The organism is Clostridium neonatale (assembly GCF_001458595.1).
In the GTDB taxonomy this organism is placed as follows: Bacteria; Bacillota; Clostridia; order Clostridiales; family Clostridiaceae; genus Clostridium; species Clostridium neonatale.
Genome location: NZ_LN890328.1, coordinates 783,044 through 806,447, shown reverse-complemented (window position 1 = coordinate 806,447; position 23,404 = coordinate 783,044). Strand labels below are relative to the sequence as shown.

Below are 23,404 nucleotides of genomic sequence, written 5' to 3'. Positions count from 1 at the left end.
GGACTGATATTGTATGGATGGTAATATAAAAATTTTAACTTGTAATGAATTAACTCCTGGTATGGTGTTAGCAAAATCCATTTTAAAAGATGGAAATGTTTTGGCTTATAGAAATTCACCTATAAAAGAAAAAGATATTCTTACTATAAAAAAAGAAATTCCAAATGAAACAATTTTTGTTTATGATAGCATAATATATTCTGATGAAAAAGTTGCTGTAAACGGCAGCTCAAAAGTTAAACCTTTCATTCCTAAAACATTAAAAGAACAAGTACAGAATTTGGAACAAAAATATAATGAACTTTCTATGGCTTTAAATAGTATTTTTTATAAACTTAAAATGTTCCAAAACTCTAATATTAAAGAAATTCGAGAATTCTCTAATGTTCTTATCTCTCAAACAAAAGATACGAACACACTAATACAAGATCTTGTGTTCTTTGGAAGTAGTGATGATCCCATTTACAGACATGGAATTAATGTTGCACTTCTTAGCAATCTTCTTGGAAATTGGATAGGCCTAAGAGAAGAACAACTTAATCTACTTACATTTTCCGCTTTATTACATGATATTGGTAAAGCTCGTATTAATAAAGAAATACTAACTAAAAAAGCTTCCTTGAACTTCTCGGAACGAGAAGAATATAAGGAACATGTAAAGCATGGATATAACATTGTCAAAGAAATAGTATACCTAGATAAGTCTGTAGCACAAGGTGTACTATTTCATCATGAAAGACTGGATGGCAGCGGATATCCATTTAAATTAACCTCTGAAAGAATACCTGAATTTTCAAAAATTATAGCAATTGCTGATTCATTTGATAATGCAAATTCTTCTAGAGGAAACTGTAAAAAACTAAACCCATTTGAAGCAATTGAAAAAATAAAACAAGAAAGTTTTGGCAGATTAGATTATGGATATTCAAACATTTTTATAAATAATATATTAAATTTCTTTATTGGAAAAGATGTTCTTCTTGATAATGGTGATAAAGCCCAAATTGTACTTATGAATGTTAATGACCTTAGTCGCCCTATCATAATTCTAAATAACGATATTATTGACTTATTAAAAAGCAAAGAGCTTAACATTAAAGAATTTGCTTTTTAAGCAAAAAATATATTAAGGTTTTCTTATTATATTCTTAAATATCATATATACTGTACAAAATATCTATTTTCTAATATATAATATTTCATGTATTTATATATAATGTTTTAAAAGGAGATATTATGAGTTGTTTAGGTAATATTATTTGGTTTATCTTCGGTGGATTTTTTAATGCTATAGGCTGGTTCTTTACAGGAATACTTTGGTGCATAACAATTATTGGAATACCTATAGGGCTTCAATGTTTCAAGATGGCAGGTTTACAGCTTGCTCCTTTTGGAAAAGAAGTTGTAGAAACAAATTTTGGAATCGGAAGCCTCTTTTTAAATATATTATGGATTATATTTGGTGGCTTAGAATTATGTATAGCTAATCTTTTAAGTGCATTTTTCTTATGCATTACTATTGTAGGAATTCCATTTGCTGCTCAGTCTTTAAAATTAGCTAAGCTTTCCCTTATGCCGTTTGGCAAAGAAATACGTTAAAATAGGATTAGATAGTAAGTATACTATCTAATCCTATTTTTTTATCTTTGGTAAATTCCATTTATATTTTGCTGATGCAATTCTTATTGCTATTACAATTAATGAACTTAATACCATGGATAAAATATTATCTATCTCTAATTTAATAAATAATATATAACTTATAGCTCCAATGATAGATGCAGAAGCATATACATGTTTTACAAGTACAAAAGGAGTTACTCCAGCCATTATATCTCGTATCATTCCCCCACCTATACCTGTTACTACGCCAACAAATGTAAGTAAAAAAATATTATCTTCTATTCCCATATTAATTGCTGTATTTATTCCTACTACTGTAAATATTCCAAGTCCAATAGCATCAAATAAAATCATGATCTGTTCATAGTGTTCTAAAAATTGACTGCTTAAAATTTCATTTTTAATATATATAATTAAAAACAAAATACATGATATTAAAATTGATATTGTTACATATATATAATTTCTAAATACACTTGGTGGTGTTATTCCTAAAATCAAATCTCTTATTATACCACCTCCGATTGCAGTCGTAATTCCTAGTACATTAACTCCAAATATGTCCATATTCTTCTTTATACCTACCATAGCACCAGAAGATGCAAATGCTATTGTTCCAACCATTTCCATAACAAATACCATAAATTCTGTATATGTCATTATACTGTCATCCCCCCTTATAAGAATCTACTTGCAAACATGTCTATAATACACTGTTTAAGATAAAAAAACAATTTATATAAGAAAAAAACACCTAAAAATTTTAGATGCTTTTTCTTATATAAATCTTATTATAGTTTACTTAACTTATCATCAATAAGTTGTTTACAAACTTTAGGATTAGCTTTTCCTTGACTCTTCTTCATTACTTGCCCCATTAAGAATCCTGATGCTTGGGTTTTTCCCGCCTTAAAATCTTCTACTGATTGAGGATTAGCTACTATTACTTCATCAACTATTTTTTCTAGTTCATCGCTTGAACTTATTTGCATAAGTCCTTTTTCTTCAATTACTTTTATTGGATCTTTATTTTCATCAAATATGTCTTCAAGAACCTCACGTCCTATATTATTGCTTATTTTTCCTTCACTAACAACATTAAGAAGCTTTGCAAAGTTTACTGAATCTAATGTCATTTCTAATGATTCTGTCTTTCTGTCCTTTAATATTCTTAAAATATCTCCAAGGATCCAGTTCGCTGCCATCTTAGGTGCTATTCCTTCTTTAGCGACAGCTTCAAAGAACATAGCAAGACCCATATCTGAAATTAATATATCTACTTCTTTTTCAGTTAACTCGTATTCATTTAAGAATCTTTCCCTTTTAACCTCTGGCATTTCTGGAAGTGATTTTTTAATTACATCTATTTGCTCATCATATAGTATTATTGGTGGTAAATCTGGTTCAACTACATATCTATAATCATGTGCTTGTTCTTTTGAACGCATAGATATAGTCTTTCCTTTTGCAGCATCCCATCTTCTAGTTTCTTGAACAACTTTATATCCTTCATTAAAGCTATATAATTCTCTTTGTCTTTTTTCTTCTTTTTTAAGAGCTTTTTCAAGCTCTCTAAATGAGTTTATATTTTTAAGCTCAACTTTTGTGCCAAATTCTTCTTGTCCTACAGGTCTTAAAGATATATTAGCATCACATCTTAATGATCCTTGCTCCATACGGCAATCTGAAACGCCGGCATATTCTAAAATAGACTTTAACTTTCTTAAAAATTCTATAGCTTCACCAACACTTCTCATATCTGGTTCTGTAACTATCTCAGCAAGAGGTACGCCAACTCTGTTATAATCAATTAATGAAATTGGTTCATCTTCTACGTGAATAAGCTTACCAGCATCTTCTTCTATATGAATTCTATTTAATCTTACCTTAACTGTTTTTCCTTCATATTCGTATTCAATAACACCACCTGAACATATTGGCATATCAAATTGTGAAGTTTGATAGTTTTTAGGAAGATCAGGATAAAAGTAGTTTTTTCTATCCATTTTGTTAAACTTATTTATTTTGCACCCAAGAGCTGTACCAGCTTTTATTGCTAAATTTACAACTTCTTCATTAAGCACTGGAAGTGTTCCTGGAACCCCTGTACATATAGGACATGTATTTGTATTAGGCTCTGCTCCAAATGCTGTTGAGCATGAACAGAATATTTTTGTTTTAGATTTTAATTCAGCATGTATTTCAAGACCAATTACTGTTTCAAAGTTCATTTTTCTTACCTCCTATAACTCAACATTTAAGCTTTGTTCTAAGCTATATGCAGCTTTAAAGATTTTTTCTTCACATAGCATATCTCCCATAAGCTGAATACCAATAGGAAGACCTTCTTTTGATATGCCTCCCGGAATTGATATTGCAGGAATTCCAGCTAAGTTTACGTTTATTGTATAAATATCAGCTAAATACATGGCAAGTGGATCTGCATTTTTTTCACCTATCTTAAATGGTAATACTGGTGATACTGGTCCAAGTATTAAATCATACTTTTCAAATGTTTTTGATAAATCATATTTAAGCTTAGTTCTAAACTTATCTGCTTTATTATAATATGCATCATAATATCCTGAACAAAGTGCATATGTTCCTATCATGATTCTTCTCTTAACTTCTGGTCCAAAACCTTCTGTTCTACTTCTTTCCACTAAATCTTCAACATCTACAAATTCCTCTGGTCTATATCCATATCTTATACCATCATATCTTGAAAGATTTGTTGATGCTTCAGCAGATGACATTATATAGTACGCTGCAAGGCCATCTTTCATTATTGGAAGTGAGAATTTAGAAACTTTAGCACCATTTTCTTTTAATACTTCAATAGCTTTTACTACAGTCTCTCTTATTTCTTCATCTAATCCCTCACCAAAGAATTCTTCTGGAACCCCAATTTTCATACCTTTAACACCATCTTTTAAATTCTTTGTATAATCTTTTACTTCTAGATCTCTTATACTTGTTGAATCATAAAAGTCAGTTCCAGCTATTACATTAAGCATATAAGCACTATCTTCAACATTTTGTGAAAATGGACCAATTTGATCTAAAGATGATCCGAAAGCTACAAGACCAAATCTAGAAACTAATCCATAGGTTGGCTTAAGACCTACAACTCCACAGAATGCAGCTGGTTGTCTTATTGATCCACCAGTATCTGATCCCAAAGATATCGGACACATATCCGCTCCAACTGCTGCTGCTGATCCACCTGATGATCCACCTGGAACTCTGTCTAAATTTCTTGGATTGTGAGTCTTTTTAAATGCTGAGTTTTCTGTTGAAGATCCCATTGCAAATTCATCCATATTTGTTTTTCCAATTATTATTGCATCTTCCTCAAGTAATTTTTTTACAACTGTTGCATCATATGGAGGAATAAAATCTTCAAGCATTTTTGATGCACAACTTGTATTTACACCTTCTGTACAAATATTATCCTTAATAGCTATAGGAATTCCAGCAAGTTTTCCAAGTGCTTCTCCTTTTGCTATTTTAGCATCTATTTCTTTGGCTTTTTCTAAAGCCTCATCACATGAAAGACTTAAAAAAGCATTAACTTTAGGTTCTTTCTCTAAAATATTTTCAATATAAGATTTAACTAATTCTTCACTGGTCATTTCTTTAGACTTTATTTTTTCTACCATTTCTTTTAATGTCATTTTCATTTATTTCACCACCTATTCAATAATCTTTGGTACTTTGATGTACGTATCTTGTTTTTCTTTAACATTTCTAAATAAATCGTTGCATTCAAATTTCTTTACTTCATCTTTTCTAACTATAGGTTTTAATTCTTTTTTTATTTCATCATCATTTATTTCTAAATCCAATTCACTTAAATATTTGAAATTTTCTAAAATACCTTCAAATTCGCTTGCAAACTTTGCTGCTTCTTCATCTGTAAATCTAAGCTTAGAAAGCTTAGCTATATATTTAACTTCATCAATTGTTACGTTCATTTTTAACACCTCATTTTTTTATTTTTTAATGAAACTCGGACTCACATTCGTTCATTCGAGTAAGCGATTCACACAAAATCATAGATTTTGGTTCTCTGCTTATGAAACTCGGACTCACATTCCTTCGTTCGAGTAAGTTCCAGCAACCAAATCATAGATTTGGGCTGTCACTTATGGTTCAATTCTCTTCATATCTCTTGGGAATAATGCTGCTTCTCTTATATTTGAAAGATCAAGAACTTGCTTTGTAATTCTTTCAAGACCTATTGCAAACCCTCCATGTGGTGGCATTCCATATTTAAATGTATCTAAATAGAATTTAAATGCTTCTAAATCTAATCCAAGTCTTTCCATCTTACCTTTAAGCATTTCATAATCATGAATTCTTTGACCACCAGTTGTAATTTCAAGTCCTTTGTAAATTAAATCAAAACTCTTAGTAATTTCAGGATTATCTTCACATTCCATTGCGTACATAGGGCGTTTTGCTGTTGGATACTCAGTTAAGAATACAAAATCACAGTTATATTTTTCTTTTACATATTGTGCAAATAACAATTCACCTTCATTATCAATATTTCCAACTGGTGATTTCTTTCCATACTCAGCTAGTAATATTTCTTGTGCTTCACTTAATGGAATTCTTGGAATATTAAGTTCATCTGGAAGCTCTGTATCATATAATTTTAATTCTTCCTTGCAAGTTTCTTTTAAGTGCTTAAACATATATCTTAAGAAGTTTTCTTCAATATCCATTAAATCTTTTTCATCTTTTATAAAGCCAATTTCAACGTCTAAGCTTATATATTCATTTAAATGTCTATAAGTGTTGTGAAGCTCTGCTCTGTATGCATATCCTACTTCAAATACTCTTTCAAATCCTGCTCCAACCATCATCTGCTTATAAAATTGTGGACTTTGTGCTAAAAATGCTCTTCTACCAAAGTAGTCTACAGTGAACATTTCAGATCCACCTTCAGTTCCTGAGTTTATAATCTTTGGAGTATGAATTTCTTCAAAATCATTTTCTTTAAAAAATCTTCTAAAACTTTCTTCAATTTCATTTTGAATCTTAAATATTGCTTTCTTTTTAGGTATTCTAAGACTCATTGTTCTATAATCCAATTGAGTTTCTAAGGAAACCTTGGTTTTATATCCTTGAATCTCAAATGGAAGCTTATCGTAATAAACTTTTCCAACCATATCTATTTTTTCAGCTTCTATTTCAATTCCTCCGAGTGCTTTTTCATTTTCGCGAACCATTCCAGTAACTTCTATTGAATTTTCAAGTCTTAAACCTTTAATTTGTTCCTTAGTACAAACAAGTTGAATTATTCCACTTTTATCTCTAAGCATTACAAATGTTACACTTGCTAAATCTCTGATTTTGTGAACCCATCCTCTTAATGATACTTTTTCTTCTTCACATACTTTTAAATCTTTTATAAATGTTCTTTTCATATCCCTTACTCCTTTTTACTTATTTTGAATTTTATCGAAACAAATGTTTAGAAATCTCTTGTGTTTAACCTTTATTACTAAGTTTAAAATTTAAACAATAAAAAAATCTCGTTCCTATGCTTTCGCATAGGGACGAGATATAATAATCATATTCCGCGGTACCACCCTGTTTAACCTGATAACAAGTTCACTTAATAAATACAGAGTGCATAATGTAAAAATTTTGAGATACTTTCGTAAACACACTACTACTCTATATCCTTCACTTTTAACGGTGTGATTCCGGCTAAGTCTACTATTACGTACTTGTAATTTCGGTTAACTGCTCCAAAGTGTTCTTTCATTCAAGACTCATACAGATATTCCACCATCATCTGCTCTCTAAAAATCATCATAGAATTACTTTTCTTTATCGTTGCATTTATTCATTTCCTAATGTTGTATTCATTATATTGCACTTTTTTTTATAAATCAACACTTTTTTTAAAATTTTTTTATCTCTTTACTTTCTTAAGTTATATAATATTATCAGAATTCAATTTAATCTTCCAATTTTACTAGTCTCTCTAATAATTTCATATTTTAATATATTATACTCAAAAACTTTATTTAATTAAGGAAACAAACTTAATTTTTCTCTCTTAAAAAGCATTTATATCTTGTCCCTTGAAAAGTTAGAGTTCCATAATCACCTTCAGCTAACATACCGTATTGCTCTCCCGTTACTGAAAATTCCATTCTGTCTCCACTATTTACTTCAAATGTAATATAATAATAAGTCGTGGATGAATGCATCATATTATTTTCACCTGTATTTGTAACATTATGCGAAACATCTGCTCTTTTACTGACTACGGTTGCTTTAACCTCAAGAACTGGTGAATTATTATTTTTGTGCCATTGTGAAAGCCCCTTTATGGCTCTATATATAAAAGTTCCTATAACAATACAAAAAATAATAAAAATAAATACCTGCCCAAAACTAAACATAAAACCATATCCAAAGTCATTATATGATAAGTCCATTTACATCCCTCCAATATATATTTATATTCTCTTCATAAAAACGTACCTTCTCAAACCTCCATATTTTTCTTTTTCACATACAATTTCAAACCCTAACTCCTTAATATTATCAGAACTGTATTTATTATCTGGTGCTGCTGTAGCACAAATATACTTTATATTATCAGCTTTTGCTAATTCTTCAAGCTTTTCAATAAGTATTTTTTGAAGCTTATTTCCTCTATAATCTGGATGTACAATTGTAGATTCAAAATTTGCAATGTATAGCAACTCTTCCCCTTTAACACCAATGTCATATCCATAATTTTCTTCATCATATCCAAACTTTGCATATACTCCAATAGCAACTAATTCGTCAGTTGACTCCACAATGCAGCCTAAAATTTTACCCCTCTCAGTTAAATCTTTTTTTAAATCTTCTTCACTGCAACACGAATAAAACTCTTTTTCCTCTAATAAATCATATATATATTTCTGGAGTTCTAAAATCTTATCTAAATATGAAATATCTAATAATTTGATTGTAGCTTTTACTTTTTCTCCATCTCTTCTCTTTAATATAAGTTCTGCATTCATTGCTTATACTCTCCTATATTTATTATACCAAATGTTGAAATTTAATATTTTCACTATAAAGCAGAGCTTAATTTATATTACGTTCTATTTTAAATTTTCTTCATAAAAATTTAAAACATATATTAAATAGGAAATTTGAATTTTATCAACTTCTCTATATATTTCATGCCTAGAAGTTTCAAATTTTATTAATTTACAATTTTCTGCATATCTTTCAAACTTTCTTTCACCTTTAGGTGTAACATAAATATCATTACCTGCTTCACATAAAAGTATTGGTATTTTTAATTTTTTTATATTTTTCTTTTTAGTTGTTTCTCTGCATAACTCTAATGCTTCATTTAACCATTTATAACTTGCTCCACCTTTTTGAAATTCTACTTTTTTTTCAACATAATCATCATAATATTTATGCCGTACCTTACTTGATGTAGCCCATTTATCCATATCTTCTTCTGGTAAATATCTTCTAAAACCAATAACATAAACATGCCCCTTATTAAGTGCGATAGCAGCTTTTGATAATAAATGAGTAAAAAAATCTGGTATTGAGCCTGTGTTAAGGCTAAGCATTGGAGCACTTAAAATAGCAGCATCAAAATATTCTGGATATAACTGTATGAACCTTGCACCTATTCCTCCACCCATAGAATGTGAAAAAAGAAATATTTTTTTTGAATTTTTATATGGCATCACTACTATATCCATAAATGTTTTAAAATCATATATATAATCTTCATAATTTTCCACATACATCTGACTAATATCATCTACTCCAAGATTTTCTGATCTTCCATGCCCTCTATGCTCTATTCCAAAGACATTAAATCCAGCTCTTAAAAAATAGTATATTATTTCATGATATTTATCCAGGCTTTCTGTATATCCATGTGATATTACAATGTTTCCTTTATTTTTGTCTAAAATATAATTTTCATAATATATATCTTTATCTTCTATACCTTTGAAGGATCCTTGATCTATTAATTTATTTAAATATGGCTCTACTTCATTAACCATTAAATTTTCATATTGATTTTCATTAATATGAATTGCATTTATTAAATTTTCTGTATTTATAGCATAACTGATATTTTGTGCAACTGATACAAAAATGCAATTTATCAAAAATATTGTAAATATCAAAAAAATTAAAATTCTTGAATAAATATAATATTTTTTATTTTTTAAAAATTTCATATGATATTCACGCGTCCCTTCGTAAACTTAAAATCATAATTTTAAGTTTAAATCTATACGCATATATCTTTTGCATTTTATTTTTTTATACTACTAAATTTAAAACTATTCTAAAATAGAAATAACCCATTTATTACATGCTGTACACTTATGTATTGTTATCACAAATAAATCAAATTGTTTCTTATCAGCCATAAAGCCCATTTTATCACGCTCATTTTTAGTAACAAATTCATCATTTTCATCTACATATCCAATGATTTCAACTAGATAATTTTTTTTAGTATCATTGCAGCATCCATTGGATCCTGCAATTTCTATGATTTCATAATCTAATTCTTCACTTAACTCTTGTACTATATCAATTATGTCTTCATAGTCATGTATATCTTCAACGAAATCTTCTTCATAAAATTCTAAATCTTTAATTTGAAATAATTTATTCATACATTTCTCCAATCTTATATTAATTTAATTCTATATTTTAAATTATATATGTGCAACTATCATAAAGTAAACAAAAATAATAAAAGCCATTATAAATTGCATTTTTATAGTTTTTAATTTTTTTTATAAAAAACATAAAAAAATTGAAAAAACACTAAATTAACAAAATAATTAAATTTCATTAATTTAGTGTTTTTTAAGTCAAATTATTTTTTTAATGTAATTATTACTTTAAATAAGTCTCCATCAATTTCAATATTAAAATTGCCTCCTTGTGCTTCCACAAAACTTTTAGCAATTGCAAGACCAAGTCCTGATCCTTCAGTATTTCTTGATTTATCTCCTCTTTGAAATCTTTCTACGATTTCATCAGGTGTAAAATTAATTTCGTTTGCAGACATATTTCTAATTGTAATTTCTGCTGTATCAATATTATCCACTATATTTATATATACCCTTGAATTTTCCATAGCATACTTAGCTACATTATTTAAAAGATTTTCAAATACCCTATAAGTTTTTTGACTATCTAAATTAAGTATTATTTTATTTTCCGGATAGTCATTTCTAACTACAAGTTTTGAATTTTTTAATTTATCTTGAAGCTCTATCTGTGTTTGTCTCATAAGCTCTACTATATCAACTTTTACTAAGTTCAATTTAATATTTCCGCTTGTAGCCTTGCTTACTTCAAATAAATCTTCAATTAAAAATTTTAATCTTTGAGATTTTTTATCTAATGTATCTATATATGATTTTCTTTCTTCTTCTGTAATCTCAGGATTCTTTAATAAATCAACATAAGTTATTATTGATGTTAATGGGGTTTTTAAATCATGTGATACGTTTGAAATCAATTCAGTTTTCATTCTTTGACTTTTTACTTCTTCATCTACAGCATTTTTAAATCCCTTCTTAATATTAAGAATTGCTTCTTTGACTGGATTAAATATTCCTAAATCTTCATCTATTTCTATACCTAAATTTCCTTCTGCAATTTTATTTGTTGAGTCTAAAAGTTTTGAAAACTTTATCTTTATATCGTCAACATATTTAGTTACTATAAAGAATAATACAATAGAATAAATAGCCGCTGCGCCAATTCCAAAGATCCAAATTGCTGAAATTAATGATAGTATTAAAAAGTTAATTAGAATAATCTTTATTATCATTTTATTAGATTTATCCTTTAAATCTAAATGATATAGTTCATTTCTAATATTATTTATTTTTCTAACAAAAAATCTATAAAGCTTACATAGAAGCATGTTTTCTTTTAAATATGTTTTAAGCCCTGTTGTAAATATATATTTTAATAACATAACTCCAGAAAAAATTGAATATATAGATATACTCCACATAAAGATATTTGCTATAAATAGTATTGTATTTGAATAACCTGTACCTAAGCGCAAATTATTAAGTGCTTTAATAGCATTTCCATCTAAAGTGCTTTGAAGTCCGAGTAAACAAAGTGCTGCTATACTCAAAGCCAAGCATATATAAATAACTATATTTATTTCTGTTGGAATCTTATTTATAAATCTTATACCAACTATATTTTTTCCTTTATTATATGGAAGAAAAAAGGATACTATAAGAATGACAACAAATACAGAACCAACAAATGCCATAATTACATTTTGATCAACGCCTTCATTATATGAAGTTCTTAATTCAGTTATATAATCTACATATTTCAGTTCTTTTGGAATTGCATATATAAATTTACAATCGCTTATTGAATTTAAAGATGCCTTAGTGTAATTATACTGATAGGTTTCGTTTTTGTTATAATTATAATTTGACATTCTATTACTAAGTAAATCTTCATCTATTCCATGACTTTTTAATATATCTGCCAATCCATTTTTATTAAATGCTAATTCAACATAAAAATCATATTTTTCTTTAATATTATCAATATTTAAAAGATCTTGCTCTACATTACTTGCTATTAAATTATTATCATTATCAAATACTGCATATTGTACATTTCTTAAATCATTTTGTAATGTTCTTTTATTCTGCAGATAGTTTTCATCTAAATTTCTTACTATGTTTTTCTTATCTGCTTCAATTTCTTTATCTAAACTGATATTAACCTCTGATTTTGTTATTTCTCTATTCCCATCTTCATAATTAGATTCATCTGAAAAAGACCCAGTACCATAATAATTATCTTGGTAATAATCATCTACTAAGTACTCTTTTATATAGGCTTCTTCAATTGATATTTCTGAGCCCTTTTTATGTTCTAAAACATCCTTATATAACATATAACTTGAATCATATATTTTATCTAAAAAATAGTTATCTTCATAAATTTGTGTTTTATCCATTTTTGCACATTCTTTTAACTTTGGATAAAAAAGCATTATTCCACCAGAAATTATAACTAAAAGAATTATTGCAATTATATTGATATTAATATTTTTTTTATTAGAATTATTTTTTATTATTTCAGTATTATTTCTGTTTTTCAATTTTATAGCCAACTCCCCACACCACCTTTAAATATCTAGGATTCTTTGAATCAATTTCAATCTTTTCTCTTATGTTTCTTACATGTACCATAACTGTATCAGTATTCACTGCCTGCTCCTTCCACACACTTTCGTATATTTCTTCTGCTGAAAATACTCTTCCTGGATTTTTCATTAATAAATGAAGAATCTTAAATTCAATAGGTGTAACTTTTATATTTTCTCCATCAACATATATCTCTTTTGTTTCAACATTTATTTCAAGTCCACCTACTACCACATTATTATTTTTCTTCTCTAAATTATTTATTATATTTAAATATTTTAAATATCTTCTAAGCTGTGAATTAACTCTTGCAATTAATTCCATAGGATTAAATGGTTTTGTTACATAGTCATCTGCGCCAATATTTAGTCCCATAATCTTATCCATTTCTTCAGATTTAGCTGTAAGCATTATTACTGGAAATTCATGTTCTTCTCTAAGCTTCATAACCATTGTTGTTCCATCCATCCTTGGCATCATTATATCTACTATTGCCAAATGTATATCTTCTTTTTCTATAATTTCAAGACCTTCTATTCCATTATTAGCTTTAAATACATTGTATCCCTGATTTCTTAAATATATTGCAACTCCATCACAGATTTCTTTTTCATCTTCAACTATTAAAATATTATATGCTTTCATTATTTTCCCACCTTTATATAATTGTATGATTAGTATTTATAGAATCATATAATATATTATCATAACTTATTTTAACTTTGTCTTTTTATTAATTTAATAGTTGAATTTCTTTTTACACATTCATTTATAATTAAAAATGTAATTATAATCCCCCCTAAAGCTACTAAAATAAATTTAATTGCAAAATTAAAGTTTAACTGCAAAATACTATCTTTTATATTCAATATAAAAATATAAAAAAATGATGTATTTACACATTCACTTATTAAAAGTAATAAACTAGCAATATAGATAATAATTAATTTTTTCAATCTCAAATTCCCCCTTTCTTTTGATCTAAACAAATTGTAATTCTAAAAATTTAAGATATACATCTAAAAAAGCTAAAGAATTTCTAAAGAAAAATAAAATAACACTTAAAGTAATTGCAATACCTTAAGTGTTATCTTTAAAATTCAAATTCTAACTAAATCTATGTAACATTTCATTATATTCTTTTTTTATATTTATATATGACTGCATTAACTCTTGAGATCTAATGTTAGCTTGACCAATTACATAATCATATTTTTCTACAAATAAATTTACTACTTTCTTATCTATTTTTTTATTGCTCACCATATCATTCAATATTTTTATTATTTCTTCTTTCTTAAATTCTTCTTTATAACTACGTCTTCCTATTAATGCACTGATAATATCCGCGACTGCTACTATTCTCATCTCTAAAGTTAATTTATCTTCTTTCAATCCAAATGGATACCCAGTTCCATCTAATTTTTCATGATGAAGCGTTGCTATATCTCTTATATCATCGATATTAAGTCCACTTAATATATCGTATCCTATCTTTGCATGACTTTTCATTATTTCAAATTCTTCATTAGTTAGTTTACCTGGCTTCTCTAGGATCTCAGTTGGAATGCTTATTTTCCCAATATCATGTAATGTTGCTGAAAGCGCTATTTTATTAACTGTTTCTTCATCTAATTCGCATAACTTTGCTATTTCATAAGAAATAGCTTCAACAGCTATTGTATGCTTTACTGTAGCTTCACTTCTAAAATCTATTGAATATGCAAGCATTTTACTATACGCTAAAACATCTTCTCTTAAAAATGTCTTCTTCTTAAAGAATTCCATAAATTCATCTATATATGTTCCATCTTTAAGTTTTGAGATAAATCTATATTCTTTATCTGCTTTATTTAATAAATCTAAAAATTTATTTGAATAATTTTCTATTATATATTTATTTTTCNTTCTTTATCTGCTTTATTTAATAAATCTAAAAATTTATTTGAATAATTTTCTATTATATATTTATTTTTCTTAATATCAACATATCCATTTTTAACTGTTATTCTATCTACATAATCTGCAAAACTAAGCAACAATCCCTCTTTTGATATAATATCTATATTTCTCTCTCTATAATATCTTTCGGTAAAGTGATGTGTTAGTACCATCTTATATTTATCTGAAAGAGGTGAAAAATATTTTATAAATAATGAACCATAGATAGCATGATTAAATGGTGAATTTTCTTCTACATCTGCTAATTTTTCTCTTTCTGCCACTTTATATGCTCCCAAATCATGAAATATAGAAATAGTACATATTTCAAATATTTCTTCCTCTGTATAATTCTTTTCGAATTTTAAAAGATTCATCATTATATACGCAACTCTTTTACCATGATCTAAAAGTTTTTCATCGATAGAATTAATAGCTTTATAAATAACCAAAATTATATTATATGCAGGTATTCTTATTTTATTTTTCATATTACTTTATCTCCAAACTCTCAAATAAAATATACAATCAGACCTTCTAAGCACTTATTCATATTATATCCCTCCTCATTACCACTTGAAATTCTTCTTAAATATTAATAATTCGAAATATATATGAAAAATTTGCTTATTAGTTCCATTATTCCTTGTCAAAATCCCGCCCTACATCTTTACTTGTGTGTGAATCTGAGCCATATACTTTCTTTACATTATATTCTTCAACTAATTCTTTAAATATACCGCTCACATAAAGTTCTTTGCAATATGGCTTTCTAATCCCAGCTGTATTCACATCCACTTCATAATTTTTATATTTAATGGCTTTTACTATTTCCTCCAATATAAATCTATTCTTATATTCAATTGGATATAACTCATTAAATATACGTATTAAATTAGGATGTCCTATTCTTTTAGGTTTATAAGTTCCCAAATCACTTTGTATTGCCAAGAGTAAAGTTTCATAATACTTATCATAAACATTTTCTACTGATCCTAAGTTTTCTAAAGCTCTTTCAAATCCTTTTATTCCATCAATATCTGTATATTCACCATTATTTAGTTTTATAAAGTGTAGTGACAACAGTGCATCTTCTAAATTTTCTCCATACTTATTTAAAAGCCTTGTTGTTTTATCTTCATATCCTTCTATAAAATCTACTTCAAGTCCAATATTTATTTTTATTTTATTTTTATATTTTTCTTTAATAAGTTTTAGTTCTTCAAAATATTTTTCTATTTGCTCTTCATTTGGTGAACATTCATCTAAAAATTTCTTATCATCCATAAAATATCCTGGAAGCGGCATATGTTCTGTAAAGCTTATTTCTTGAAGCCCTTGCTCTATTGCTTTTTCTATATACTTTTCAAAAGAATCATTTGTTCCATGTGGACAAAATGGCGAATGTATATGCCCATCTCTAATTATTTTTTCTTTCATTTTATTGCCCCTCTCCATCTAAAAATTATAATTTATTTTATCACTTGAACTTGCAACCCTTCCATAACATCTAATACTTTTTCATGTAAAGATTCATCAAAACTTGCACAAAGATTACTATCTACAGTTATTTGCGCATTAGGATATTGTGCCTGAAAAGTACATACATTACTTATAACGCAAATATTTGATACAACTCCTACTAACTCTATTTCATCAATATCTCCAAGTTCTTCTGCAAGTTTAATCATATCTTTAGGAGCTATTCCAAAAGCTTCTTTCTTTACGTGTATTGTATTTTCTTCATTTATAAAATCTTTTAAATTTCCATATAAATTATGACCTTCACTGCCTAAATAACAATGTGGAACTGGAAGATGCTTTCCCTCTTTTGTATCTAAATAATTTTCAAAATGTGTATCATATGTGAATACAACTTTATTATTATTATCTAAATATTCTTTTACTTTATTGTATATACCTGCCTCTAATGTTTCAGCTTTTTTAAACCCTAATGCACCATCTACAAAATCTTTTTGATAATCAATAACTGCTAATATCTTTTTCATAATTTCCTCCTTTATTTATATCTTAATATTACTTACTTAAAAATTATGTTCATATTCCTCATTATATTTAAACATCTTAGCTGGTCTAAATGGTTTTCCTTCAATTATTTCATCAGTTTCTATTATCATATCTCCCATTTTGCGTCTAAAATTCAATATTTCTCTTCCCATAATTGCCTCATACACATTTTGTAGTTCTTTTACAGTAAATAATCTAGGAAGTAAATTTAAAGCAATTGGAGTATATTCAACTTTATTTCTTATTCTATCAATAGCATAATCTAATATTTTATAATGATCAAAGGCCAATTCATCTTTTCCCAAAATATTGTTATATATTTCATTTTTTCTTTTTAATATATTTTTTTCAATTTTCTCTGTAATTTCATATTTAATTTCAATATTTCCATCTTCACTTATCAAACTTAATTCATATATATTTATAATATAATCTTCACTATTTACTTTATTTAATATTTTTTTATTTATCCAAAACCACATTGATTCCATATTTTTATTAGATTTATTATAATTAATATTCTCTTTAGATATTAACGCTATATTTCCAATACTTATTACTCTTGTTCTAGAATCTCTATTAGTTTCACCAAAAGTATATAATTGTTCCATATAAACATTATCCATTCCTGTTTCTTCTTTTAATTTTCTTGTTGCGCCATCTTCTAAACTTTCATTAATATGCACAAAGCCACCAGGAATTGCCCACTTTCCTTTTTCAGGATACTCATCTCTTTTAACTAAAAGAACCTGCATTCCTTTTCTGGGAACTTTTCTTATATTCTCTTCTTCCATATTCTCTGTTGTAAAAATTATTAAATCATTTGTAACACTAGGCTTATCAAACTTATTAGAGTCATAGTCTTTTAAAAACTCTTCTTCACTACTATAAATTTGTTTCTCTTTCATTATGATCACCTCTATGATTTTAAAATCAAATATAGATTTTACTATTCTAAATTTATATATTGTATTAATCAGATACTTTAAAATTGATATTATCTATGTAATATTATATCATATATTTTAATCAACAGGACTTATTTTAATTCATTTTGAATTTCAATTTATATAAAAATAAAAATTATGATGTCACACAACATAAATAAGGGACGTAGAAAGTTTAGAGTGGAATAACCNTATAATAAAGGGAGTAATTTGGTATGACGACTTTAGAATTGGGTTTTAACATCCGTAGCTAAAACTGTCAGCCATCCCTTATTATAAAGATTCGATTAAGCAGGTTGAAACCGTACGGCTTTCGTGTAACTAACCAAAATGAATTGTAATAAGTGTGGGTGGATTAAAATTACAATAATTTTTTAGGAGGATTAACATGATTAGTGTTGGAATTGATGTTTCAAAAGGAAAAAGTACAGTATGTATATTGAAAGAATATGGTGAGGTTATTAGTGAACCACATGAAATAAATCATACTGAAGCTGATTTAAAAGCATTAGTTGAATCTATTTCTGAATTAAATGAAGAAACTAGAGTTGTTATGGAAGCGACCGGTGCATACCATTTGCCACTACTTACTTATCTTAAAAATCATGGTATATTTGTAGCCGTAATAAATCCATTAATTATGAAAAAATATTCTGCTATAGGATTAAGGAAAGGTAAAACTGATAAATTAGATTCTATCAAAATAGCTAATTATGGAATTGATAATTGGTTTAAATTAACTGACTATGAAGCAACAGATGAGGTGTATTCTGAATTAAAATTATTAGGTAGGCAATATTCTCATTATATAGCTATGAGAATAGAGAGCAAACTTGTACTAAGTAATCTATTAGATAGAACAATGCCAGGAATTAAAAATCTATTAAAAAATAGATCCGATAAGCCAGAGAAAGATAAATTAAATGATTTTGTTAAAGAATACTGGCATTACGATAATATTACCAAGAAAAATGAAAAGCAATTTATAAATAGTTATTTTAAATGGGCAAAAAATAAAGGATACCATCAAAGTGAAACAAAAGCAAAACAGATATATGCTTTAGCACAAGAAGGCATCCCTACACTATCTTCTAGTACCCCATCAACCAAAATGTTAGTATTAGAAGCTGTTCGAGTTCTTAGCGAAATAGATAGAACTCTATCTATGATATTATCACAAATGCAAGAATTAGCAAGTAGTTTAAAGGAATACAATGTTGTTAGAAATATGCCTGGAGTTGGAGATACATTGGCTCCACGCTTAATTGCTGAAATCGGTGATTTAAAACGCTTTTATAATAAAAAGGCTTTGATAGCTTATACGGGTATTGATTCACCTCCTTTTGAGTCGGGACAGTTTGTTGCAAACAAACGTCGTATTTCTAAAAGAGGTTCTGCATTATTACGAAAAACTGGATATGAAATTATGAAATGTATCAAAAGTGCCAAACCAAAGGATGATCCTATATTTTTATATATGTTAAAAAAAGAAGCAGAAGGAAAACCTAAAAAAGTTGCTAAAATTGCTGCATTAAATAAGTTTCTAAGAATATACTACGCTAGAGTAAAAGAAGTCTATAATACTTAAATTTAGATAGTATCTATATCTAAATTAAACAGAATTTCTGTTTAATTTATTTGTCATGCAAAAAATATATAAAAAACCTGCTAAAAAAAACTTGATTTTTCTTAGCAGGTTTTAGCTGAAATTTCCCTACAATCGAGCCTATCATATATTGAATTTCGGTTATTTTACACTAAACTCTTATTCTACACAATATATTTATTTCATGAACAATAGCCACAATTATTTTTCTAATATTATCCTATTGTTAAATGCACTTTTTGCTAAGTGCTTATGTGGAGCATTTATTGTAGCTATTATTATTATTGAAACTAGACATAGTATTGCAATTGCTATAAATGTTGGTTTAAATCCACCTGTTGATGTAGCAATAAATGTTCCTAATAATGATCCAACTCCAAAGCCTTGATATATGATGCCATAATTGTTAGTCTCATTATTTATCCCAAAGAAATCTCCTACTATTCCTGGGAATACTGTGATACATCCGCCAAAACAAAATGCAATAGCTGCAACACATACGAAAAATGTTATTAAATTCAACTGTACAAAACTTAAAACTATTACTGATACTGCTGTTATTACCAATGCATACATAACAACTTTTAGTTGTCCTATTTTATCTGATAATGAACCCAAAACAATTCTGCCCATAGTATTAAATATGGCTACCATAGCTACTGCATTAGCTGCAACTAAAGGTGTTAATCCCACCAAATCAACGCCTATATCTTTTACTATTCCTATTACATAAAGGCCACTCATACACGCTGTAATAAATACTAAGAATAACAAGTAAGCTTCCTTAGTCTTTAACATTTCTAAAACCGTAAACTCTTTGTCACCTGAAGTACCACTTGTTTCTTCTTGAATCTCTGGGGCATCTTTTAAAAATTTACCGCCTACAACTATTAATATCATGGCAAGTATCCCCCAATAGAAAAATGCTGAAGATACCCCTTTTGAATTTATCATATATCCATTAATATATTTAAAAATCAAACTGCCTGTTCCATATGCACCAACTGAAATTCCTGATATTAATCCCTTCTTTTCCGGAAACCATTTTATGCAATTTGACAATATGGATAAATATGCAATCCCATCCGCTGCACCAAGTATAATTCCTGCTGTAACATATAACATAACTACTGAATTGATTTTTGATGCTAAAAGCAAGCTAATCCCTAAAACAATTCCTGATACTATTGTAAGTTTTTTAATTCCTATCTTTTCTTGAATTTTACCCGCAAATAGTGTGGAAAATGCTAATGAAATACTTGTTATTGAAAAAGTTACTGATATCTTATTAAAATCCCAGCCAAATTCATCAGCAATCGGCTGATTAAATAAACTCCAAGTATATATTGTTCCTAGTCCTATCTGTGCAATAACAGTACCTATTATAATTAACAAACGACTATCTAATTTCTTCTTCATTTTATTGCACTCCCTTCATTATATATAATAAAATCTTCTGTATTTAAATAATCTCAATAAACATTACCTTTATTGTTTAGCTAATTATACATCTAATATAGACAATTCTATTAATAAATGATTGAAATGCTTAAATGTGTATTTAAAATACACTTATATATTCATAAGCTGCTTAAATTTTTTTATTTTACTTCTACTCACTGGTATTTCTTTTTCTATACCATTAAGTTTTAAATTATATGTATTATTAAACCAAGGTATTATTTCTCTTATCTTAGTTATATTTACTATGTAAGATCTATGACATTTATAAAATTTATCTTTTGGTAAACTATTATAGAATTCAGATATACTTGAATGTACTAAATATTCTTCATCTTTTGTATAAACAGAAGTTATACCATCTTTTGCAGTACAATAATATATCTCATCCATATCTAAAACTATAATTTTTTCATTCTTCCATAGATTTATTTTTCCTAAAGTATGATTTTCATTATTTTTATTTTTTTCAAGATTGTAATTCATTTCAAGTTTCCTAAGCATCGATATTATTCTATCTTCAGAATAAGGCTTTAGTATATAGTCAAAGGCTTCTATTTCAAAAGCTTCAGCTGCATGTTCTTTATACGCTGTAATAAAAATAATATATGGCTTTACAGCAAATTTACTTATATTTTTTGCAAGAAATACTCCATCCAAAGAGGGTATATTTATATCTAAAAATATAGCATCTACTTCATTTTCTTGAAGAAATTTAAGTACGTCTAAACCATCATCAAATTCACCCACTATTTCTATACCGCTATAATTCTTAATAAAATATTTAAGTTCCTCTCTAGATAAATACTCATCTTCAACGATTATTCCTTTCATTGTTTTACCTCCCTTACAAAAAACTCTATTTTAGTTCCTTTATTAAGCCTTGTTATTGTAAGGCCCTGCCCATAAATAAGTTTTAATCTTGAATTCACATTATAAAGCCCTATATTTTCCTTTGGAACCTCATCATTATACATGTTTTGTATTATCTCTTCATTTATTCCTATCCCGTCATCCATTATTATTATTTGAACATCTTCTTGATGCTTTTTTACAATTACTTTTATAGTTCCTTTTCCCTTGTTCTTTAAAATACCATGAACTATAGCATTTTCTACTAACGGTTGTATTATTAAACTTGGGATTTTTACATTTACATCATCTACATCACATACTACATTTATTTTATCTCCAAATCTAGCTTTTTCAATTTCTATATAATTTCTAACTTGCTGTAATTCATCATTTATATCTATAAATTCATCGTTTAATTCTAAATTATATCTTAGATAGCTAGAAAGATTAATAATAAGTTCTCTAGCTTTTTGTGGATTTATTCTTATAGATGATGCTATAGCATTTAATGCATTGAATAGAAAATGTGGATTTATTTGAGTTTGAAGGGCTTTTAATTCTGATTTATCAGCCATCTTTTTAATATCTTCTAATTTAGCAATTTCCATTAATGTTGAAATAATTTCTGCAAGACCTGTTGAAAGATTTATTAATGGTTCAGTTATTTTATTTTCTTTTATATAATATATTTTTAAACATCCAATAACATCTTTTTTGTCATGAAGTGGTAGCATGATTGCAGATTTTAATATTCTTGTTCTACTTGGAAATCCATGATTTTTTATTATTATTTCATTGTTTTCTATTGCATCCTTTGCAACTTGAGTTATTATTTCATGTCCTATTTTATAATATTCTTTTCCAAATCCAACATAAGCCAAAATATTCTTCTTATCAGTTATTGCAACTGCATCTGCTTCTATATTTTCTTTAATAATTGAACATACTTTATTTAGAGAATCAGTATTTATGTTTCTAAAATAAGGAAGAGCTTCATTAGCAATATCTAATGATAACTTAGCATGTCTTGCTGCTAATTTTTCTTTTTCATCTTCAATACTTTGAATTATTTGTATAATGAATCCAACACTAATATTACCAATTATCATCGGAATACCTATCTTTGATACTATACTAAATCCTATAGAGTGAGGCTTACTAATAAGAATTATTAATATCATAGTTACTGTTTCAGATAGCATTCCAGTGGCTATTGCTGCAATCCATTGTAAACTTCTATCTGCTTTTTTATATACATATCCTGATATAAAACCTGCTAAAATACTGCTAATTAAACATGGAATAGAACTTATCCCATTCATATCTATTAGATATCTATGAATACCTGAAATAATTCCTGTTGTAATTCCCACAATTGGTCCAAAAAGTACTCCACCTGCTACTATTGTGATTATTCGAGCGTTTATTAAAGAACCATCAATTTTTATTCCAGTATATGTTGCAAATATGGCAAGTAATGAAAAAATAATTGAAATTATTATTTTATCTTTTTTGCTATGGCTTTTCTTCGCAAAAACATTTTTTAAAATATACACTCTAGTCAACAAAAATATACATATTAAAAGAAGCGTAATTCTACCTAAAAACTCGAATAATAAATCTAACATGCTTTTTAAATACCTCCATAATTTATAAAAATTATATCATATAATTAATTCTATAATATATATTATAAGCCATAAATGTATATTACAAAATTAAAT

The 23,404-nt window shown here is 27.3% G+C and carries 23 protein-coding genes and 1 other annotated feature; of the genes, 3 read left to right on the top strand and 20 right to left on the bottom strand.

Translation table 11 applies throughout. The features are described 5' to 3' along the window. Nucleotides 1-13 precede the first annotated feature (13 nt). Nucleotides 14-1,114, top strand: a complete 1,101-nt coding sequence (locus tag BN2920_RS10910; RefSeq protein ID WP_058295036.1) for an HD-GYP domain-containing protein — start codon at nt 14-16, stop codon at nt 1,112-1,114. A 122-nt stretch (nt 1,115-1,236) separates the two neighbouring features. Then, nucleotides 1,237-1,599, top strand: a complete 363-nt coding sequence (locus tag BN2920_RS10905; RefSeq protein WP_058295035.1) for a YccF domain-containing protein — start codon at nt 1,237-1,239, stop codon at nt 1,597-1,599. A 33-nt stretch (nt 1,600-1,632) separates the two neighbouring features. Here BN2920_RS10905 and BN2920_RS10900 read toward each other — a convergent pair whose 3' ends face one another. The 17 genes from BN2920_RS10900 to BN2920_RS10825 form a co-directional block, all read right to left on the bottom strand. Next, entirely contained in the window at nt 1,633-2,283 is a 651-nt protein-coding gene (locus tag BN2920_RS10900) for a trimeric intracellular cation channel family protein (RefSeq protein ID WP_058295034.1), read from the bottom strand. A gap of 131 nt (nt 2,284-2,414) precedes the next feature. Next, entirely contained in the window at nt 2,415-3,854 is a 1,440-nt protein-coding gene (gene gatB / locus BN2920_RS10895; protein WP_058295033.1) for an Asp-tRNA(Asn)/Glu-tRNA(Gln) amidotransferase subunit GatB, read from the bottom strand. A 12-nt stretch (nt 3,855-3,866) separates the two neighbouring features. Beyond that, nucleotides 3,867-5,306 carry an Asp-tRNA(Asn)/Glu-tRNA(Gln) amidotransferase subunit GatA gene (gene gatA / locus BN2920_RS10890; RefSeq protein WP_058295032.1) on the bottom strand — a complete coding sequence of 480 codons (1,440 nt, stop codon included), beginning with the start codon at nt 5,304-5,306 and terminating at the stop codon, nt 3,867-3,869. Between the two features lie 12 nt (nt 5,307-5,318). Then, nucleotides 5,319-5,600, bottom strand: coding sequence for an Asp-tRNA(Asn)/Glu-tRNA(Gln) amidotransferase subunit GatC (gene gatC / locus BN2920_RS10885; RefSeq protein ID WP_058295031.1), 282 nt, complete (start codon nt 5,598-5,600; stop codon nt 5,319-5,321). 171 nt (nt 5,601-5,771) lie between these two features. Then, nucleotides 5,772-7,061, bottom strand: a complete 1,290-nt coding sequence (aspS, locus tag BN2920_RS10880) for an aspartate--tRNA(Asn) ligase (RefSeq protein ID WP_058295030.1) — start codon at nt 7,059-7,061, stop codon at nt 5,772-5,774. A gap of 125 nt (nt 7,062-7,186) precedes the next feature. After that, nucleotides 7,187-7,486: a binding site (T-box leader), on the bottom strand. Nucleotides 7,487-7,688: 202 nt separating this feature from the next. Next, complete coding sequence (locus tag BN2920_RS10875; protein WP_058295029.1) at nt 7,689-8,087, bottom strand: DUF2500 domain-containing protein; 399 nt, start codon at nt 8,085-8,087, stop codon at nt 7,689-7,691. Nucleotides 8,088-8,108: 21 nt separating this feature from the next. Then, nucleotides 8,109-8,663 carry a GNAT family N-acetyltransferase gene (locus tag BN2920_RS10870; protein ID WP_058295028.1) on the bottom strand — a complete coding sequence of 185 codons (555 nt, stop codon included), beginning with the start codon at nt 8,661-8,663 and terminating at the stop codon, nt 8,109-8,111. A gap of 84 nt (nt 8,664-8,747) precedes the next feature. After that, nucleotides 8,748-9,791 carry an alpha/beta fold hydrolase gene (locus BN2920_RS10865; protein ID WP_172437914.1) on the bottom strand — a complete coding sequence of 348 codons (1,044 nt, stop codon included), beginning with the start codon at nt 9,789-9,791 and terminating at the stop codon, nt 8,748-8,750. Nucleotides 9,792-9,968: 177 nt separating this feature from the next. Further along, a complete protein-coding gene (locus tag BN2920_RS10860; protein ID WP_058295026.1) occupies nt 9,969-10,310 on the bottom strand; it encodes a hypothetical protein in 342 nt (113 codons plus the stop codon). 206 nt (nt 10,311-10,516) lie between these two features. Further along, on the bottom strand, nt 10,517-12,808 hold the full coding sequence (locus tag BN2920_RS10855) for a sensor histidine kinase (protein WP_058295025.1): 2,292 nt from the start codon (nt 12,806-12,808) through the stop codon (nt 10,517-10,519). Beyond that, the gene (locus BN2920_RS10850) at nt 12,780-13,487 is read right to left on the bottom strand and encodes a response regulator transcription factor (protein ID WP_058295024.1); all 708 of its coding nucleotides are present in this window, start codon (nt 13,485-13,487) and stop codon (nt 12,780-12,782) included. The genes BN2920_RS10855 and BN2920_RS10850 overlap by 29 nt, the downstream gene beginning before the upstream one ends. Before the next feature lie 71 nt (nt 13,488-13,558). Continuing rightward, nucleotides 13,559-13,798 carry a hypothetical protein gene (locus BN2920_RS10845; protein ID WP_058295023.1) on the bottom strand — a complete coding sequence of 80 codons (240 nt, stop codon included), beginning with the start codon at nt 13,796-13,798 and terminating at the stop codon, nt 13,559-13,561. A gap of 151 nt (nt 13,799-13,949) precedes the next feature. Then, on the bottom strand, nt 13,950-14,630 hold the full coding sequence (locus tag BN2920_RS22665) for an HD-GYP domain-containing protein (RefSeq protein WP_338132743.1): 681 nt from the start codon (nt 14,628-14,630) through the stop codon (nt 13,950-13,952). A 101-nt stretch (nt 14,631-14,731) separates the two neighbouring features. Beyond that, nucleotides 14,732-15,160, bottom strand: coding sequence for a hypothetical protein (locus BN2920_RS22660; protein ID WP_479680406.1), 429 nt, complete (start codon nt 15,158-15,160; stop codon nt 14,732-14,734). Between the two features lie 262 nt (nt 15,161-15,422). Further along, on the bottom strand, nt 15,423-16,223 hold the full coding sequence (gene hisJ / locus BN2920_RS10835; RefSeq protein ID WP_058295022.1) for a histidinol-phosphatase HisJ: 801 nt from the start codon (nt 16,221-16,223) through the stop codon (nt 15,423-15,425). A gap of 32 nt (nt 16,224-16,255) precedes the next feature. Next, nucleotides 16,256-16,792 (bottom strand): cysteine hydrolase family protein, encoded by a 537-nt coding sequence (locus BN2920_RS10830; protein WP_058295021.1) that lies wholly within the window; start codon nt 16,790-16,792, stop codon nt 16,256-16,258. 36 nt (nt 16,793-16,828) lie between these two features. Next, complete coding sequence (locus BN2920_RS10825) at nt 16,829-17,719, bottom strand: NUDIX hydrolase (protein ID WP_058295020.1); 891 nt, start codon at nt 17,717-17,719, stop codon at nt 16,829-16,831. Between the two features lie 427 nt (nt 17,720-18,146). On the opposite strand from BN2920_RS10825, the gene BN2920_RS10820 reads away from it, so the two are divergent. After that, nucleotides 18,147-19,346 (top strand): IS110 family RNA-guided transposase, encoded by a 1,200-nt coding sequence (locus BN2920_RS10820; RefSeq protein WP_058293047.1) that lies wholly within the window; start codon nt 18,147-18,149, stop codon nt 19,344-19,346. A 219-nt stretch (nt 19,347-19,565) separates the two neighbouring features. On the opposite strand, the gene BN2920_RS10815 is transcribed toward BN2920_RS10820, so the two are convergent. The 3 genes from BN2920_RS10815 to BN2920_RS10805 all read right to left on the bottom strand — a co-directional run bounded on the left by BN2920_RS10815 (nt 19,566) and on the right by BN2920_RS10805 (nt 23,308). After that, a complete protein-coding gene (locus BN2920_RS10815; protein WP_058295019.1) occupies nt 19,566-20,783 on the bottom strand; it encodes an L-lactate MFS transporter in 1,218 nt (405 codons plus the stop codon). Between the two features lie 153 nt (nt 20,784-20,936). Beyond that, the gene (locus tag BN2920_RS10810; RefSeq protein WP_058295018.1) at nt 20,937-21,659 is read right to left on the bottom strand and encodes a LytR/AlgR family response regulator transcription factor; all 723 of its coding nucleotides are present in this window, start codon (nt 21,657-21,659) and stop codon (nt 20,937-20,939) included. Further along, nucleotides 21,656-23,308: a LytS/YhcK type 5TM receptor domain-containing protein gene (locus BN2920_RS10805; RefSeq protein ID WP_058295017.1), complete on the bottom strand. Its 1,653-nt coding sequence runs from the start codon at nt 23,306-23,308 to the stop codon at nt 21,656-21,658. Before BN2920_RS10805 ends, BN2920_RS10810 begins: the two co-directional genes overlap by 4 nt. Nucleotides 23,309-23,404: the final 96 nt, after the last annotated feature.

Excerpts from the sequence above, each read along its gene's own strand:
- BN2920_RS10910 (WP_058295036.1), top strand. The coding sequence starts at position 14 with ATGGATGGTAATATAAAAATTTTAACTTGTAATGAATTAACTCCTGGT.
- BN2920_RS10905 (WP_058295035.1), top strand. The coding sequence starts at position 1,237 with ATGAGTTGTTTAGGTAATATTATTTGGTTTATCTTCGGTGGATTTTTT.
- BN2920_RS10900 (WP_058295034.1), bottom strand. The coding sequence starts at position 2,283 with ATGACATATACAGAATTTATGGTATTTGTTATGGAAATGGTTGGAACA.
- gatB (WP_058295033.1), bottom strand. The coding sequence starts at position 3,854 with ATGAACTTTGAAACAGTAATTGGTCTTGAAATACATGCTGAATTAAAA.
- gatA (WP_058295032.1), bottom strand. The coding sequence starts at position 5,306 with ATGAAAATGACATTAAAAGAAATGGTAGAAAAAATAAAGTCTAAAGAA.
- gatC (WP_058295031.1), bottom strand. The coding sequence starts at position 5,600 with ATGAACGTAACAATTGATGAAGTTAAATATATAGCTAAGCTTTCTAAG.
- aspS (WP_058295030.1), bottom strand. The coding sequence starts at position 7,061 with ATGAAAAGAACATTTATAAAAGATTTAAAAGTATGTGAAGAAGAAAAA.
- BN2920_RS10875 (WP_058295029.1), bottom strand. The coding sequence starts at position 8,087 with ATGGACTTATCATATAATGACTTTGGATATGGTTTTATGTTTAGTTTT.
- BN2920_RS10870 (WP_058295028.1), bottom strand. The coding sequence starts at position 8,663 with ATGAATGCAGAACTTATATTAAAGAGAAGAGATGGAGAAAAAGTAAAA.
- BN2920_RS10860 (WP_058295026.1), bottom strand. The coding sequence starts at position 10,310 with ATGAATAAATTATTTCAAATTAAAGATTTAGAATTTTATGAAGAAGAT.
- BN2920_RS10850 (WP_058295024.1), bottom strand. The coding sequence starts at position 13,487 with ATGAAAGCATATAATATTTTAATAGTTGAAGATGAAAAAGAAATCTGT.
- BN2920_RS22665 (WP_338132743.1), bottom strand. The coding sequence starts at position 14,630 with ATGGAATTCTTTAAGAAGAAGACATTTTTAAGAGAAGATGTTTTAGCG.
- hisJ (WP_058295022.1), bottom strand. The coding sequence starts at position 16,223 with ATGAAAGAAAAAATAATTAGAGATGGGCATATACATTCGCCATTTTGT.
- BN2920_RS10830 (WP_058295021.1), bottom strand. The coding sequence starts at position 16,792 with ATGAAAAAGATATTAGCAGTTATTGATTATCAAAAAGATTTTGTAGAT.
- BN2920_RS10825 (WP_058295020.1), bottom strand. The coding sequence starts at position 17,719 with ATGAAAGAGAAACAAATTTATAGTAGTGAAGAAGAGTTTTTAAAAGAC.
- BN2920_RS10820 (WP_058293047.1), top strand. The coding sequence starts at position 18,147 with ATGATTAGTGTTGGAATTGATGTTTCAAAAGGAAAAAGTACAGTATGT.
- BN2920_RS10815 (WP_058295019.1), bottom strand. The coding sequence starts at position 20,783 with ATGAAGAAGAAATTAGATAGTCGTTTGTTAATTATAATAGGTACTGTT.
- BN2920_RS10810 (WP_058295018.1), bottom strand. The coding sequence starts at position 21,659 with ATGAAAGGAATAATCGTTGAAGATGAGTATTTATCTAGAGAGGAACTT.
- BN2920_RS10805 (WP_058295017.1), bottom strand. The coding sequence starts at position 23,308 with ATGTTAGATTTATTATTCGAGTTTTTAGGTAGAATTACGCTTCTTTTA.